General features: G+C 56.9%; 11 protein-coding genes and 1 pseudogene. 9 read left to right on the top strand and 3 right to left on the bottom strand.

Annotated features, from left to right (window positions below; genetic code table 11):
• The first annotated feature begins 125 nt into the window (after positions 1–125).
• The 4 genes and pseudogenes from HPY71_09645 to HPY71_09630 all read left to right on the top strand — a co-directional run bounded on the left by HPY71_09645 (position 126) and on the right by HPY71_09630 (position 6,694).
• Positions 126–548 (top strand): annotated as a pseudogene (locus HPY71_09645) (hypothetical protein).
• Positions 549–690: 142 nt separating this feature from the next.
• The gene (locus HPY71_09640; protein ID NPV53770.1) at positions 691–3,552 is read left to right on the top strand and encodes a hypothetical protein; all 2,862 of its coding nucleotides are present in this window, start codon (positions 691–693) and stop codon (positions 3,550–3,552) included.
• 18 nt (positions 3,553–3,570) lie between these two features.
• Positions 3,571–6,309, top strand: a complete 2,739-nt coding sequence (locus HPY71_09635; GenBank protein ID NPV53769.1) for a glycoside hydrolase family 2 protein — start codon at positions 3,571–3,573, stop codon at positions 6,307–6,309.
• A 67-nt stretch (positions 6,310–6,376) separates the two neighbouring features.
• A complete protein-coding gene (locus HPY71_09630; protein NPV53768.1) occupies positions 6,377–6,694 on the top strand; it encodes a hypothetical protein in 318 nt (105 codons plus the stop codon).
• A gap of 39 nt (positions 6,695–6,733) precedes the next feature.
• Here the strand turns inward: HPY71_09630 and HPY71_09625 are convergent, their stop codons facing one another.
• The 3 genes from HPY71_09625 to HPY71_09615 all read right to left on the bottom strand — a co-directional run bounded on the left by HPY71_09625 (position 6,734) and on the right by HPY71_09615 (position 10,160).
• Entirely contained in the window at positions 6,734–7,750 is a 1,017-nt protein-coding gene (locus tag HPY71_09625; GenBank protein ID NPV53767.1) for a hypothetical protein, read from the bottom strand.
• Between the two features lie 78 nt (positions 7,751–7,828).
• Entirely contained in the window at positions 7,829–8,341 is a 513-nt protein-coding gene (locus HPY71_09620; protein NPV53766.1) for an ECF transporter S component, read from the bottom strand.
• 244 nt (positions 8,342–8,585) lie between these two features.
• On the bottom strand, positions 8,586–10,160 hold the full coding sequence (locus HPY71_09615; protein NPV53765.1) for a CCA tRNA nucleotidyltransferase: 1,575 nt from the start codon (positions 10,158–10,160) through the stop codon (positions 8,586–8,588).
• Positions 10,161–10,996: 836 nt separating this feature from the next.
• On the opposite strand from HPY71_09615, the gene HPY71_09610 reads away from it, so the two are divergent.
• From HPY71_09610 to HPY71_09590, 5 genes are all read left to right on the top strand, one after another.
• Positions 10,997–11,683 (top strand): L,D-transpeptidase family protein, encoded by a 687-nt coding sequence (locus HPY71_09610; protein ID NPV53764.1) that lies wholly within the window; start codon positions 10,997–10,999, stop codon positions 11,681–11,683.
• A gap of 398 nt (positions 11,684–12,081) precedes the next feature.
• The gene (locus tag HPY71_09605) at positions 12,082–12,225 is read left to right on the top strand and encodes a hypothetical protein (GenBank protein ID NPV53763.1); all 144 of its coding nucleotides are present in this window, start codon (positions 12,082–12,084) and stop codon (positions 12,223–12,225) included.
• 131 nt (positions 12,226–12,356) lie between these two features.
• Positions 12,357–13,883 (top strand): bifunctional UDP-N-acetylglucosamine diphosphorylase/glucosamine-1-phosphate N-acetyltransferase GlmU, encoded by a 1,527-nt coding sequence (glmU, locus tag HPY71_09600; GenBank protein ID NPV53762.1) that lies wholly within the window; start codon positions 12,357–12,359, stop codon positions 13,881–13,883.
• Positions 13,801–14,028, top strand: coding sequence for a hypothetical protein (locus HPY71_09595; GenBank protein NPV53761.1), 228 nt, complete (start codon positions 13,801–13,803; stop codon positions 14,026–14,028). Before glmU ends, HPY71_09595 begins: the two co-directional genes overlap by 83 nt.
• Positions 14,012–14,956, top strand: a complete 945-nt coding sequence (locus tag HPY71_09590; GenBank protein NPV53760.1) for a ribose-phosphate pyrophosphokinase — start codon at positions 14,012–14,014, stop codon at positions 14,954–14,956. The genes HPY71_09595 and HPY71_09590 overlap by 17 nt, the downstream gene beginning before the upstream one ends.
• Positions 14,957–15,099: the final 143 nt, after the last annotated feature.

Raw genomic sequence — 15,099 nt, 5'->3', positions numbered from 1 at the left:
ATAGAAGGTTCAGACACCCTTTGTGCTTTGACTACTCTTTGGCATAACGCTGAGTGGGATAGCTACTGGGCCCGTCAAGCGGCCGCTTAATGACCGGTCATCCCAGACCTTATGCGTGCTAAGAAATATTTAGAGATATCGGACTCCCAACATTAAAAAAGGTTACCAGGATGGCGAAGCAAGCAGGCATCCCTACTATGTTGCACTCCTGCGGAAAGGAACGCATACTGGTCGAGATTTGTGCCAACGAGACCGATCTCGATTGTATTAATCCTCTGGAGGAGCCGCCGATGGGCGACTGCGACCTCGCTGAGGTAAAGCGGACTTTCGGAAAGAGACTTTCGTTGATGGGTAATATCCATACCACAAAAATTATGTTGCATGGAACCCCAGAAGATGTAGAAAAGGCGGCAAAATGGTGTATAGATGTGGCGGCAGAAGGTGGTGGTTTCATTTTATCCACGGGCGACCAATGTGGGAGGGATACGCCCGAGGAGAATATTTTCAAGCTTGTAGAGGTCGCTAGGACATATGGGAGGTATAGCTGATCCTGATCTTGGGTATCGGGTGCTGGATTCTGGGTTTTAGATCTTGACCAGGTTAGCCGGGAAAACCGGTCAGATTTTGACCCACCTTGGGGAAAGTCCGGGTTCAATTTTGACCGGGTACCGGTCTGAGGGGTGTATATAGGTGACAACAAACAAGATAACATTATATTTAGATGGAGCCTGGCAATTCGCGGGCGTGGATCATGATCCTAATCCCCACCTCATAGATACGTCTAATATTAATATCAAATGGCTTGATGCGGAGGTCCCTGGGACGGTTCAAAAAGACCTTCTTAAGCTGGGGAAGATTAGCGACCCCCGTATCAGCACAAATGCGGAGGGTCTTAGCTGGATTGAGGAGAAGGATTGGTGGTATAAGAGGAAGTTTACAGTCCCTGAGGGGATGCCCGGGAAGCGGGTGGAGCTCTATTTCGAGGGGCTGGATACCTATGCAACCGTCTGGCTAAACGGGGTGCTTGTTGGAAAGCATGCGAACATGTTCGTTCCTTGCAGGTTTGACGTGACGGATTGCATACGCCACGGCGCGGAGAATGAACTTGTCATCAGATTTGAGTCAACGGCGATACTTAAAGACAAAGATACCAGCTTGATATGGGATGGAATGAATGCCGAAAGGGAAGTCCCTTATGCGAGAAAGGCCCAGTTCGGCTTCGGTTGGGATTGGGCTCCGCGGGTGGTCACGTTTGGCATATGGCGGCCGGCGAAGCTCGTTTTCTATGAAGAACTCGCCATTCGAGATGTATGGGTCCGGACGAGGCTTGTAGGAACGGGAGCGGAGATCGATATCGGGTGCGAGATCGAAGACTTTGACTTTGATGAGGATGCAGGCCGCACGGACGGGAACGAGAACGTTGGTGATACCGCTACTGATACTGTCCAGCGCGTGGGCGTGAACCCTGGCCCAGATGCCCTCATAAATTTTGAGATATGTTACGACGGCGAGAAGATAGCATGCGATCAGGTCAGGGTGACTCTATCCCCGGGGATAAATTTCATATCTAAGAGACTCGTGCTCGCTAACCCTCGCCTCTGGTGGCCGAACGGCATGGGCGAGCAGGCGCTCTACTCCCTTAAGGTGAGCGTGGTCTATGACTATCATAATGGAGGCAACAATGAGGACAACGGAGCCGATCTAGATGAAGCTCTGGATGAAGCTACCGTTCGATTCGGGGTCCGGGAGGTTTCCCTTATCCAGGAGGAAATCGGGACCGAGACCGAGATTGGAGCTAGAATTGGGGCTGGGACTAGGATTGGAACTGAGACCGGGACTGGAACTGGGGCTGGGATTGGAATTACGGCCGGGACCGGCAAGACGTTCACTATAGCGGTGAACGGCGAGAAGGTGTTTGCTAAGGGTGCCAACTGGGTTCCAGGGGATAGCCTCACCGTTCGCCTATCCCCCGAGAAATACAGGGCATTTCTCGGGGCCGCCAGGGACGCTAATATGAATATGCTCAGGATCTGGGGCGGCGGGATATACGAGGATCCCGTATTCTATGAGCTCTGCGATGAGCTCGGGATCATGATCTGGCAGGATTTCATGTACGCCTGCCAGGCTTACCCCGATTTTGATCCGGATTTCGCTGAGGAAGCCAGGCGCGAGGCGGAGATAATTGTGAAGGAGCTTCGCAATCATCCCTGCATAGTCCTCTGGTGTGGCAATAACGAAAACCAGTGGATCCATACCCAGCGGGTTCACAAGGGGCTGTCAAGGGGCGAGCTTCCCGGTCAGAAGATATACGACGAGATATTGCCTGAGGTATGTCGGCGGTTGGACCCCACGCGGCCGTACTGGCCGGGGAGCCCCTGTGGAGGCCCTAACCCTAATTCTGAGATGGAGGGGGATAGGCATTCATATGAGGTGGCCCTTGGGGTTGATGACTGGGGTGGGCATGATTTCTCGTGGGATAAGCTGAGATTTGAGCATTATGATGAAGATGCGGGCAAGTTCATCAGCGAATTCGCTGCATTTGCAGGCATACCTGAGCCAGAGGCGCTGGGGCGGTTTCTCCAGGCTGGTGAAATCCGGGCAGACTCGGAGGCCTGGCGTTACCACGTGCCGCATATTCACGGCTGGCCGCGGCATTTCCAGGATGTCCTTGACTTTTATACCGAAAACCTCTTCGGCGTGCCCGGGACTGCGGGATTTGAGGACTGGGTCAAATACGCCCGCCTGGTGCAGGGCGAGGGGCGCAAGTACGGCATCGAGCATTTCAGGAGAAACAAGTTCCAGTGCAGCGGCACGCTCTTCTGGAGTTTCAACGGCTCCTGGCCTGCGTGCGACTGGGGGATCATTGATTACTACGGGAACCCCATGCCAGGTTACTACTTCGTGAAGAGGGCGTATGAGCCGGTATTGGTGTCTTTGAGACGGGAGAGGGATGGGGCGATATCGGTCTGGGTTATAAACGACCTGCTCAAAGGGCTGAGGTTGCAGCTGAGGCTGTGGCTCGTGGAGTTTAGCGGGAGGGTTCTCTGGGAGGAGCGGGTCGACATCGACGCAGGGGCGAATAGTTCGGCCATGGTAAGAAGGGTTTCCTTCGAGGAACTCGAACGATATCGTGGTGGTAGGGGCGGCGGCGACATTGCCTTTGTTGCCGAGCTCGGCAAGGCCGGGGAGGCCGGCCAGGGAGAGGGCGGCGTCCTGAGCCGGAATCGGATCTTCCTTGCTCCATTCAGGGAACTTGAGCTTACGGAGGCGAACCTCAGGCTGGAGTTGCTCGAAAGAGATCTCGAAAGACATGATGGAGCTGTAAAGCTGCGGGTGGCCACGGATGTTTTTGCATGGGCCGTCAGACTTCATCACTACGGGACGCAGTTTAGCGACAATTACTTCGATTTGCTCCCGGGGGAGGAGCGGGTTATAGAGGCTCGTCCCATCGAATATATCAGGCGGAATGCCGGGCGAGCCTGGGTGGAAGAGCTGAAAAAAGGGATCGAGGTCAGCGCGTTGAATGCGAAGCCTGTTCGCATCATAAATTAAGGTGGGAGGAAGACTGTATTGATCCGGAGAATCCCTTTAAACGGGGAATGGAAATTCGCCGAAGCTGGAAGGGATAACTGGGAGACCGGCACGGTGCCCGGTTGCGTCCAGCTCGATCTTATGGCGCTCGGCAAGCTCCCCGATCCATTTTACAGGATGGACGAGCACTATGCCCACGAGCTCGAGGATAAGGAGTGGATCTACAGGAAGGAGTTCGATCTTGGGTTCGATCCTAGGTTCGAGGTGCTGCTGAGTGAGGCACCGAATCCTGAAGGCGGCCACGGGGACTATAGCATGGGAGATTACCACATGGCTGAGCTCGTTTTCATGGGCCTTGATACCCTTGCTGATATCTATCTCAACGGCGAATACCTGGGCAGGGCGGAGAATATGTTCATCCCCCATAGGTATGACGTCACTAGCAAGCTTGCGGCCGGTAGGAACATGATCGAGATACGGTTCGCCTCCCCAATCAGGGAGATAAAGGCCATGGAGAGGAATAGCCCTGTTAAGCTCATGGCCACCTGCGAGACCGCCCGGCCGTATGTGCGAAAAGCCCAGTATTCCTACGGTTGGGACTGGGGTCCGCGGCTCGCCCAGGTGGGAATCTGGCGGCCTGTCTACCTGGAGCTCATAAAGGACGCCAGCATTGAACACCCATTCTTTTTTACGCGGGAGATAAGGGATGGGAAGGCTTATGTAAGCATTCAGGCCGAGGTGCGCCGGTATGTTGAGGGGGAGCTTTCGGCAAGGGTGGATGTAGCGTACGAGGGGGAGACCGTAGCATCCTGCGTGGTGTCGGTAAAACCCATGAAGTCCGGAGAGGAGGGGATAGAGGCTTTCCTCGTCATTGATTCCCCCAGGCTCTGGTGCCCTAACGGGCTGGAATTAGCTTGTCCCAATGGGCTCGGCGGATTAGGTGGGCCAGGGGAGCAGTCGGGAGGTCAACCCGGCGAGCAGCCTCTCTACGAGATCAAGATAACCTTATCAAAGAGGGAGGAGAATGGGGAGGAAGTCATAGATGAGAGGAGCTTCCGCTCCGGAATCCGAACCGTGAGGCTCCTCCAGGAGAGGGATGGCCAGGGGACGAGCTTCATCTTTGAGATAAACGGCACCAGGGTTTTCGCCAAGGGCGCCGACTGGATACCGGCCGACAATCTTCTCCCGCGCCTCACCCGGGAGGACTATGAGGAGTATATAAGGCTCGCCCGGGAGGCTAACATGAATATGCTCAGGATCTGGGGCGGGGGGATCTATGAGGACGGGGCCTTTTATGAGGCCTGCGACCGCCATGGGATCATGGTTTGGCAGGATTTCATGTATGCCTGCGCCGAGTATCCTGACCAGTTTGAGTGGTTCAGGAAGCTCGCCCGGGAAGAGGCCGTAGAGATAGTCAAGGCGCTTCGCAATCACCCATCCATAGTGCTCTGGTGCGGCAACAACGAGAACAACTGGGGGTTTCACTCCTGGTGGAAGGTTGGGGACCCCGAGTTTCTGGGCAACTATATTTATAAGCAGATGCTCCCTCGAATCTGCGCGGAATACGATCCCTCGCGGCCTTACTGGGTCTCGAGCCCCTACGGGGGGGAGGATCCCGATCCCAATAGCGAGAGAGAGGGGGACCGGCACGCCTGGGATGTCTGGTCCCGCTGGGTGGATTATGATCAATACCGGCAGGACAGGGGGCGTTTCTTGAGCGAGTTCGGGTTCCAGGCCATGCCGGACTGGAGGACGGTATTATCCTATACCGCACCCGAGGACCGGCATGTGCTCAGCCCGGTGATGCTGGCTCATAATAAGATGCCTGAAGGGATGGAAAGGCTCATCAGATTCCTCGTGGGTCGCATCGGCTTCCCTCGCGACCTCAGGAGCTTTGTTTACCTGACCCAGTTCAACCAGGTCGAGGCGGTCAAGATGGGTGTTGAGCACTGGCGGAGCCGGAAGTTCGCCACCGCCGGGACCCTCTACTGGCAGTTCAACGATTGCTGGCCCGTGGCGAGCTGGTCCTGCCTGGATTATTACCGCCGTAAGAAGGCCCTCTACTACTATACCAGGAGGTTCTTTGCCAATCTCCTGGTGGTCATCAAGCAGGCGGATGACGGCATTATCCTTGAGGGCGTAAATGATACCACCCGCGAGGTGCCCGGGCGGCTTCGAGTTGCGGCCTATGATCTCAAGGGGGGTAAGCTGGGGCAAAAGGAACTCGAGGTGCGCCTACCTGCAAATGACGCGACCAAGCTCGCCAGGTGTAGCTATGAGGAGCTTGGCATAGGATATGAGCCCCGCCTGATGCCTGTAGACCTTCCCGGCACCACCTTGCCTGTAAAGAAGAACGGGCGCCTGCTTGACAGTGTGGTGTTTGTAGAGCTTGCGGCCAGTGGTAGCCCATCCGGGTTATCGGGTTTACCGGGCTCATCTGGCTCAGCTAGCCCGGCTAGTTCAGCTAATTCAGATAGCCCGGGTGGCCTAGGCGGCTCATCTGGCTCAGATGGCCCATACCGCAATTATGCTGTGTTTGAACGCTTCCGCAACCTGAACCTCGTCAGGCCGGATATCGCCGTGGAGGTGAAGGATAATCACATCCTTCTCAGGTCGGATGTCCCGGCGTTTGGGGTGTTTATCGAGCCTGAGCGGGAGGTGGAGCTCCAGGATAACTGCCTCAACATGGAGCCCGGCGTGACCTATGCCATAGGATGCTCAGGTGACCCGGGCAGGGTGGAGGTATTCGACCTTACAAGGATGGTCGCCTCAAATTAGCAAATAAAAGTATACACCAGCCCGTGTAGCGGCAAACGCATACTACTTGACGAGGGAGGTAAATGTTTTGGCTACGGCTGAAATCCATAGCGGCATTTGCGGGTTCGTGACAAGAGTCAAGGCTGAAACGAGCGATATGCAGAACGTAGCCCTCGCGATCGAGAGCGATTGTCCCAACATTCAAAAGCTCGCTGGGGAGCTCAAGAGCCTGGACGCCTTCAAGGAGGTCTTGAGCCGGGCGGTCAACACCATTACCTACCAGCTGGCGTCCAAGTTTTGTCCGCACCCTGGCTGCCCCGTCCCCTCGGGCATTCTGAAGGCCGTGGAGGTGGCGGTTGGTATGGCGCTGCCTAAAGACGCCCAAATCTTGGTCAAGAAGGATTGATCGGCTGGTCCAAGGCGCCAACCTGGTCAGGATCAGAATCTAGGTTTGAAATCCCTTGAGAAACTGGACCAGGCCCTTGTATATCCCCTGCGCCGCGCTTGCTCGAAATCCCGGCGTGCCGAGCAACTCCTCCTCGCCGGGGTTGCTTATGAATGCGACCTCAACCAGGGCGGCCGGGGCCTTTGTGTGCCGGAGCACGTAGAAGCCTGCCCCTTTGACGCCGCGATCAACGCGGCCGAGTTCCTGCACCAGCTCGCTCTGGATGCTGGAGGCTAGCAGCTTACCATTGGGCGCTCCGCCAGCCGCTGCTCCGACGGCTGCGGTAGGGTTCTTCGCGTGGAGACCTTTATTGAGACTATTGAGGAGATTATTGAGACCTTCATGATAATAAGTCTCTATGCCGGCCGCGGTTTTATCGCTATGCGAGTTGCAATGGATGCTGGCGAATGCCCGGACGCCGGCAAGCGAATTTGAGAGCTCGACGCGCCTTTTCAGAGGCACAAAGGAATCGCCCTCCCTGGTCGCAACGGGCTTTCCGCCGGCAAGCGTTATGAGATGCGCTAGCCTCTTCGCGACGTCAAGGTTTATATCCTTCTCGAGGAGCCCCAGGGATGACCCTACCGCCCCGCTATCGCGACCGCCATGGCCTGGGTCGATCACAACGGGGCCAGTCGCAAGGCACGGCTCCGGGAACATGATTATCGTCGCGCTGGTCTCCCTATCCCAGTCGACGCGGGCTCCGAGGCCTTCCGCGACAAATCGCGCCGGCACCATAGCTATAACCTCGCCGGATTTGAGGTACAGCCTTGGCGTCTCGGGCAGGTAAGCCTCGTTGCCATCTATATAGGCGACTCTGGATCCCGGCCTCATGCGGAGGAGGTGGCCGCGCGCCTCGATAAAGACTTCGCCGCCCGAGTCAGGCCCTCCATGTGGCCCTGGTAGGTCACACCTGGCAGTGCCCCCAAGCTCCATGGCGAACTCTGCGGCTGGAACAAGGAGAACGCCGCTAGGCGTGATCTCGGGGTCATGGTCGAAGGTGATGGATCTTGCGTCCACTATAACGTGGGGTCGTTTATCGCCCCTGTGCGCATGGCGCATAGCGTCACGACGTTCCTTTCTTTCTTTACTCTTTCCCTACCCTCTGCGTAGAGCCGCGTTCAACGCGCGCTCGATCACGAGGGCCGCAACCCCGCCCACGAGAGCTGTAACCAGCTGGGGTGTCTGCATCGCCACGGCGATCTTGGGCGGGACCTCGACGAGAAATCGCACAGCGGAGGAAAGGACGAGATATTTTACGATGGCGCCGATGACTATCCCTGCGGCGGAGCCCGCGACCCCTTTCCCCCAGAATCTCCTCGCGAGGCCGAAGACGATCACCAGGACGGCATTCCCCAGCATGATAAAGGGGATCATCGGGGCGAGGGGCGGCGCGAGGATGCCGCGCAGGAAGGCGATCCATGGCGTCAGGAGCCCCACTATGACGCCGCCCGCGATCCCGACATATATGCATGTCAGGAGGAGCATGGCGTTGACCGCCGGCCCCGTGAATGGCTGCGGGAGGCCCAGCATCTGGACGGCAAGCGTAATAGCGAGCAAGACGGCAGTTTGGGTGATGAACTTCACTGTACGCGTATTTCTATCATCCATAGCCTCCTTACCTCCTCATTTCGCTCGATTAGAGGGCTATTCCCAATTGGGATATTTATCCTTCCATGCCCCCTTTAAAACTTCGCGGTCTTTCAGTATATTCCTTCCATAGATTCATAATTCCTATTTTCCTGCGCCGTTGCCCTATATTTCTACGCTGTTGCAGCATTTGCGAGCTATTGCAGCCTCCTTCTTGCACTAATTGCACTATTCCTCTCCCTCCTTCCCACACTCCTGCGCCATTCTATCCCTGCATTCCCGCATTCCTGATTCCCAAATTTCTGCCCTCGCCCTTAATTAATTCTATGAGATTCTCCCGGGTGTTAAGCTCCGGGTCTTCGAGGACCCGATCCAGGAGCGAATGGAGCACCCTGCCCACCTCTGGGCCTTCGGGTACCCCGAGAATCTCCATAACGTCCTTCCCGTTGACGGCGAGATCGCGAATGTCGAGCGCCACGCCCTCGCTCATGACCTTTTCGAGCCGCTCCATGAAAAGGCTCATATTCTGGCCCACCCCCACGAGGGTGCCAGTTGCGAACCTGTCCGCCTCGCGCAGCTTTGCGAGATCCGCGAAGAAATCAGCGCCAAACTTTGCGACCAGACGTCGCACAGCCTTATCCGGCATGGAGGGGTCGTAATAAAACATGTGCATCTTCACGAGGAGGCTGACCCGCTCGATGAACTCCTTTGGGTAGCGGAGCCTCGTCAGGGCCTCGCGCGCGAGCTGGGCCCCAACCTCGTGGTGGTTGGGGAACCTGATATTCCCAGCCTCATCATAACTCAGCGTCCGCGGCTTGCCGCTATCGTGCAGCAGCGCGGCGAGCCTGAGCCCGAGGGCGGCCTCGATGTGCTCGGCTGCAGCCAGGGCGTGTTCAAAGACCGTCCGCGTGTGCAGCTCGCCCTGCTTCATACCTATGGAGGGCACGAGCTCCGGCAGGATATGCTGGAGCAGGCCCGCCTCCCGGGCTAGGTCGATGCCCTTTGCCGGGCGCTCCGAGAGCAGGACCCTGGTCAGCTCATCCCTGATCCTTTCCCATGAAACGTTGACTATGAGGTCCCGGTTTGCGGCTATGGCGCGCATCACCTCAGGGGCGACATCGAATCCCAGCTCAGAGGCTAACCTTATCCCTCTCAGCATGCGCAGTGCGTCCTCCCTGAAGCGCTCTCCCGGATCGCCGACGCTGGCTATCCGCCTCCGGGCTATATCCCTGGTGCCGCCGTACGGGTCTACGAGCCGGTGCTTGAAGGGGTCGTAGGCCATCGCGTTGATCGTGAAATCGCGCCGGGCGAGGTCGTCCAGGATATCATGGGAGAACGTAACGCTGTCGGGCCGGCGGCCGTCGGAGTAAACGCCGTCCGCCCGGAACGTGGTAACCTCGACCGACTTCCACACCGCCTGCTCTCCTCCCGGCGGCGCTGCTAAACCGGCTAAACCAGCTAAACCAGGGGGCTCTGCCGGGGCACCGATAGGGTGGCCATCAGCAATGGGGGCCCCAGAGACTCTGAGGGCCATGTCAGGCATTCCACCCTTTGCTGCATGCTCCGTTTGCGCCGCCACAACGGTTATCGTGCCAAAGCGCTTTCCAGTTGGTATAGCCCGGTCCCCAAAGAGCCTCTCCACCTCATCAGGGGTGGCGTCGGTTGTGACATCCCAATCCTTTGGCGTCCGGCCCATCAGGGCATCCCGGACAGCGCCCCCGACGATGAATGCTGCATGGCCATTCTGCTTCAAGGTATGAGTGACCCTCATGATGTGCTCTGGAATTTGAATCTGAAGCTGAATGGTGCTATCGCCTCTAATGGTCAACGCTGCCCTCACTTCCTCAATTCCTTATGCCATGTAACCTATGCCAGCCATGTACCTATGATTATGTTAAACAAAAATGCAGAAAAACCTCTATCTTATGGAATACTTATTATCGGCTAATGGCCGCCGGCTGGCTGGCGTAATTGCGGAGTAATCGCGAAGAGGATTCCGGACTCCGGAGATGTCCGCCAGTAATCGGAGCAACGGAGTCATCGGAGCAGCGAAATCATTAGAACAGCGAAAGCATCGGAACAACGGGGGTATTAGAACAATGGGGTCATTGGAATGACGAAGTCATCGCGATTCTCGATAGACAACGGAGGGTGGTTTTATTCAGAATGAGGCCTTCTAATAGCATTCTCTTATGGCTGGTCCTCATTATCGCAGCCATGGCCGCGGAACTCCTCCTTCTCATCCCGCTGGTCAGGCTGGCCGGTGATATCTACCAGCCTGACGTCCACGTCTACTGGCCTTCGGGCCACAGTGGTAGCGATAGCGGTAGCGGCAGTGGTAAGATGCGCGCCGGCATAGAGGGGGCTCCCGGGCGGGAGGCCTCGAGGCTGCCCGGGCAGGCGATGGAGCGCCAGCGGGCTCAAGGGCAGGAGTGGGATCAGGAGGCGGCCCGGAGCGGGGGGTATCTGCCATTATACTCTTGTAGCTGCGAGCCGGAAGGGACGATCTCACCATGGCCCGAAAATGCCGGCAGGGTGGCCGGTGGAGCGGCCGGTGACATCAGGGTTATCCAGTCCCTCCTCAAGCGGGCTGGCTACGACCCCGGCAAGGTGGATGGCATCTATGGTCCCGCGACGGCCATCGCGGTTGCGCGCTTTCAGGCCGCGAGCGTCCTCATGCCGGATGCAGTTATTGGGCCCCGCACGTGGGCCAAGCTCGGCGAGCTCGCGCTATCGCTCGACCCTGTAAAGCCGGTGGCCGCCCGTCCTTCAACTGCGCCAAAGGGCAAGGTAGCCATCGTGATCGACACCGAAAGACGAACCCTGACTGTCTTCTCGGACAAGAAGCCTTATGCCGAGTTCCCGGTCGCCGTCGGCAAGCCTTCGACGCCATCCCCCCCGGGCGAGTGGAAGGTTATAAAGAAGGGGGCCTGGAGCGGCGGGTTTGGAACGCGCTGGATGGGTCTCAATGTCCCGTGGGGCATCTATGGCATTCATGGGACAAACAAGCCATGGTCGATAGGGACAGCGGCGAGCGGCGGGTGCATAAGGATGTTTAATCATGATGTCGAATTGATTTTTGACTGGATAAAAATAGGGGCGCCGGTAAAGATAACCGGCAATCCCTTCGACCCCCTGCGCGTTCCCAGGAGGCTCCTCGGCCCCGGCGAGCGCGGGGCGGATGTCCTGGAGGTCCAGAAGCGGCTTAAACACCTGGGCTTCTTCAAGGGCGAGCCTGACGGGGCTTACGGCGAATCCACGGTCGAGGCGGTAAAGGCCTTCCAAAAATCGCGCAAACTCAGAGTTACGGGGGAGGTAGTTGATGACACCTACGATGCCCTGGGGTTGATTCTATTCGAATGAATTTGAATGAATTGGGGGATGTTTTTATGCATCAACCTGGGGGACCATATCAACCTGAAGGCCCGTAGGGTCCGCAGAAGTAGTTGCTTTGTCACGAGAATGCTATATAATTGGAATTGGAAGCTGCTTTCAACCGGCACTGGGATGGGGCTGTCCCGGGGTGACGATTGGCTAGCGTTTATTCCTTCCTGGTGGTTAGCTTCTGGTTATTTTGGCGGCTAGCCCCCGATTTTCTAAGGAGGCTCGTTTCCAGGGGGTAGCTTCCGCAGTTTCCGCGAGGGGTGTAGGATTTGTATGTTTTGCATATTACGGTATGCCTGCGATGTGCCCGATGCTACCCGTAGCAAGATAGGTGTCAGCAGGCTTATATTTTTTTGTTGCTCTTTCTGATTCTCCTGGTGTTCTTTCTGAATTCTCTTGGCGTTCTTCCTGATCAGGTCGGTGCTAATCAGGTCAGTGCTGGCCAGGCCAATGCCCGCCCTAATCAGGTCAATAAGCAGAAATCCACCGGGGTTTTCCAGACAGCAATTGAGCAGCTATAGCTGCTTCTGGTGACACGCTGTAATAACACGATGGTAACAGTCCACAGGGGGGTATTTGCATGGACATGGGGCCTCATAGGGGCCTGGATTGGAGCCTGGGTTCGGGCTCCCGCGATAATCTATGCGACAATCTGGATTTGATTGCTGTCATACTCGCTGCGGGCCTGGGGAAGCGAATGAAATCCAAGCTACCCAAGGTTATGCATAAATTGTGCGGCCGGCCCATAATCAGGTACGCCGTCAAGGTGGCCAGGGAGGCCGGGGCGGCGAAGGTTGTGGTCGTTGTGGGCCACGGGCGCGAAGCGGTCGAGGCCGAGCTCGGATCCGAGGTGGAGTATGTCTACCAGGAGGAACAACTCGGCACAGCCCACGCCGTGATGCAGGCGCGAGAGGTGATTGAGGACTACATGCGCCTGCGCGGCGAGGGCAAGGGCAGGGACGCGAGCGCGGGCATAAGCGCGGGCGTGAGCGCGAGCGAAGACCCGGGTGAAGCCAGCGGAATGGGCGCGTGCGATGTCTTGGTGATGGCCGGTGACATGCCGTTGCTCGAGACCCCGGATATCGTCCGGCTGGTCGAGGAGCACCGGCGAAATGGCGCCGACGTCACCATACTTAGTGCCATATTCGATGAGCCCATAGATTTCGGCCGTGTCGTTCGCGATAACCAGGGGAATGTTACAAAAGTAGTCGAGGAGAGGGACGCTTCCCCTGAAGAGGCGGCGATTCGCGAGATGAATACCTCGATATATTGCTTCCGTGCCTCCTCGCTGTTTGAGAGCCTTAAATGCATCGATGCTAGCAATGCTCAGAAGGAATACTACCTCACGGATGCCATCGGGATACTGGCCGGGATGGGCAGGAAGGTTCACGCGGTCGTCGCCCGGGATAGCTCCACGGTGAAGGGCATCAATTCCCGGAGACAGCTTGCCGAGGCCGAGGCCATTTTGAGGGAGCGTATCAGGCAGAGGCACATGGATGAGGGCGTCACAATGATAGATCCCGGGACGACATTTATAGACGAAGGGGTGACGATAGGCCGGGACACCATAATATACCCCCTGTCTTTCATCGAGGGCGCGACATCTATCGGCGAGGATTGCGTCATCGGGCCGAATGTGAGACTCCGGGATGTAAAGGTCGGCAGCGGGGCGAAGATCGAAAACGCCGTTATCTACCAGAGCTCGATCGGTCCGGGCGCATCGGTAGGGCCGTTTGCCTATATCAGGCCTGAGACCGTAGTTGAGGAAGGGGCCAGGGTCGGGACGTTCGTCGAGATAAAGAAGTCTTACATAGGAAAGGGGAGCAAGGTCCCGCACCAGAGCTACGTCGGCGATGCCACCCTGGGCGAGGGCGTGAACATTGGGGCCGGGACCATAACGTGCAACTACGACGGGAGGCGCAAGCACAAGACCCTGATCGGGGATAATGTCTTTATCGGGAGCAACACAAATCTTGTCGCGCCGGTTAACATACATAAAGGGGCCTACGTGGCCGCCGGCTCCACGATCACCATGGATGTGCCTGAAGGCGCCCTGGGCATAGCCCGTGGCCACCAGCGAAATATCGAAAACTGGGTTGCTAGGAGACGGCAAACCGAAGAACAAAAACAGGAAGAACAAAAACAGGGGAAACAAAAAGAGGAACAGAAAGAAGAATAGAAAGAAGAATAGAAAGAAGGACAAAAAGAGGAGCAAGGAGCGGAATAAGGGGAGCGAGATAGAGGGGGATAAGGGGAATAGAGACGAGAAGAGAATAAAAAAAAGCGAGGCAGAGAGGGGGATCTCCGGTGCGTTCGCCTTGTAGAAAGATAAAGGTTTTCGCAGGGACAGCGAATCCACAGCTTGCGCAGGAGATTGTTGACCACCTCGGAATCAGGCTCGGCTTGATGAAGGTTGATAGATTCAAGGATGGGGAGACGCGCGTCCGCATCGAGGAGAGCGTGCGCGGTGCCGACGTATTCGTTATTCAACCTACATGTAACCCCGTAAATGATAACCTAATGGAGCTCTTGATAATCATGGATGCTCTCCGCAGGGCATCCGCCAAGACTATAACGGCGGTTATACCATATTACGGCTATGCGAGGCAGGATCGCAAGGCCGCGCCGCGGGACCCGATCACAGCCAAGCTTGTCGCGAACCTCATCGTTACCGCGGGCGCGAACAGGATGGTGACCGTGGACCTGCACGCCGGGCAGATTCAGGGATTCTTCGATATCCCCGTGGACCCGTTGCTCGCCATGCCCATTCTTGCGGGATATTATAAAGAAAAGGGCTTCCGGGGTGTTGTAGTATCCCCGGATGTCGGCGGAGTGGCGCGGGCGAGGGCTATGGCTGAGCGATTGCATGCAGGCCTGGCTATAGTCGACAAGAGGCGGCCTGAGGCCAACGTGGCGGAGGTTATGCATATAATAGGCGACGTCAAGGGGAAACCCGCGCTGATCGTGGACGACATAATCGATACAGCCGGGACGCTTGTTGAGGTGGCCAGGGTTCTCGATGAGGCAGGAGCGACCGAGGTGTATGCATGTTGCACGCACGCTGTGCTGTCGGGGCACGCAGAGGAGCGGATACGGGATTCCGTTATCAAGGAGACGGTTGTGACGAATACGATACCCCTGAAGCCCGACGTCAAATGCGATAAGATAAAGGTGCTGTCAGTGGCTCCCCTCCTCAGTGAGGCCATAAAGAGGATCTATGGCGAGCTTTCTGTAAGCATCCTTTTTGACTAGTCTGATTAGCGGTTTTGATTGGCGGTGCTGGCTGGGGATGGCACGCGATGGGACAGGTTCCCCGAGGTCCCCCGGGGTTATCCGTCTCGTCCGTTTGTCCCTTCAAGTTTTGGGCACAGCGTGATATACTTTTATTAAGGACG

It is taken from the genome of Bacillota bacterium, assembly GCA_013178125.1.
Classification (GTDB): Bacteria; Bacillota; SHA-98; order Ch115; family JABLXJ01; genus JABLXL01.
This window is presented reverse-complemented; position numbering and strand designations above follow the sequence as displayed.

Excerpts from the sequence above, each read along its gene's own strand:
- HPY71_09620 (NPV53766.1), bottom strand. The coding sequence starts at position 8,341 with ATGGATGATAGAAATACGCGTACAGTGAAGTTCATCACCCAAACTGCC.
- HPY71_09610 (NPV53764.1), top strand. The coding sequence starts at position 10,997 with ATGCCGGATGCAGTTATTGGGCCCCGCACGTGGGCCAAGCTCGGCGAG.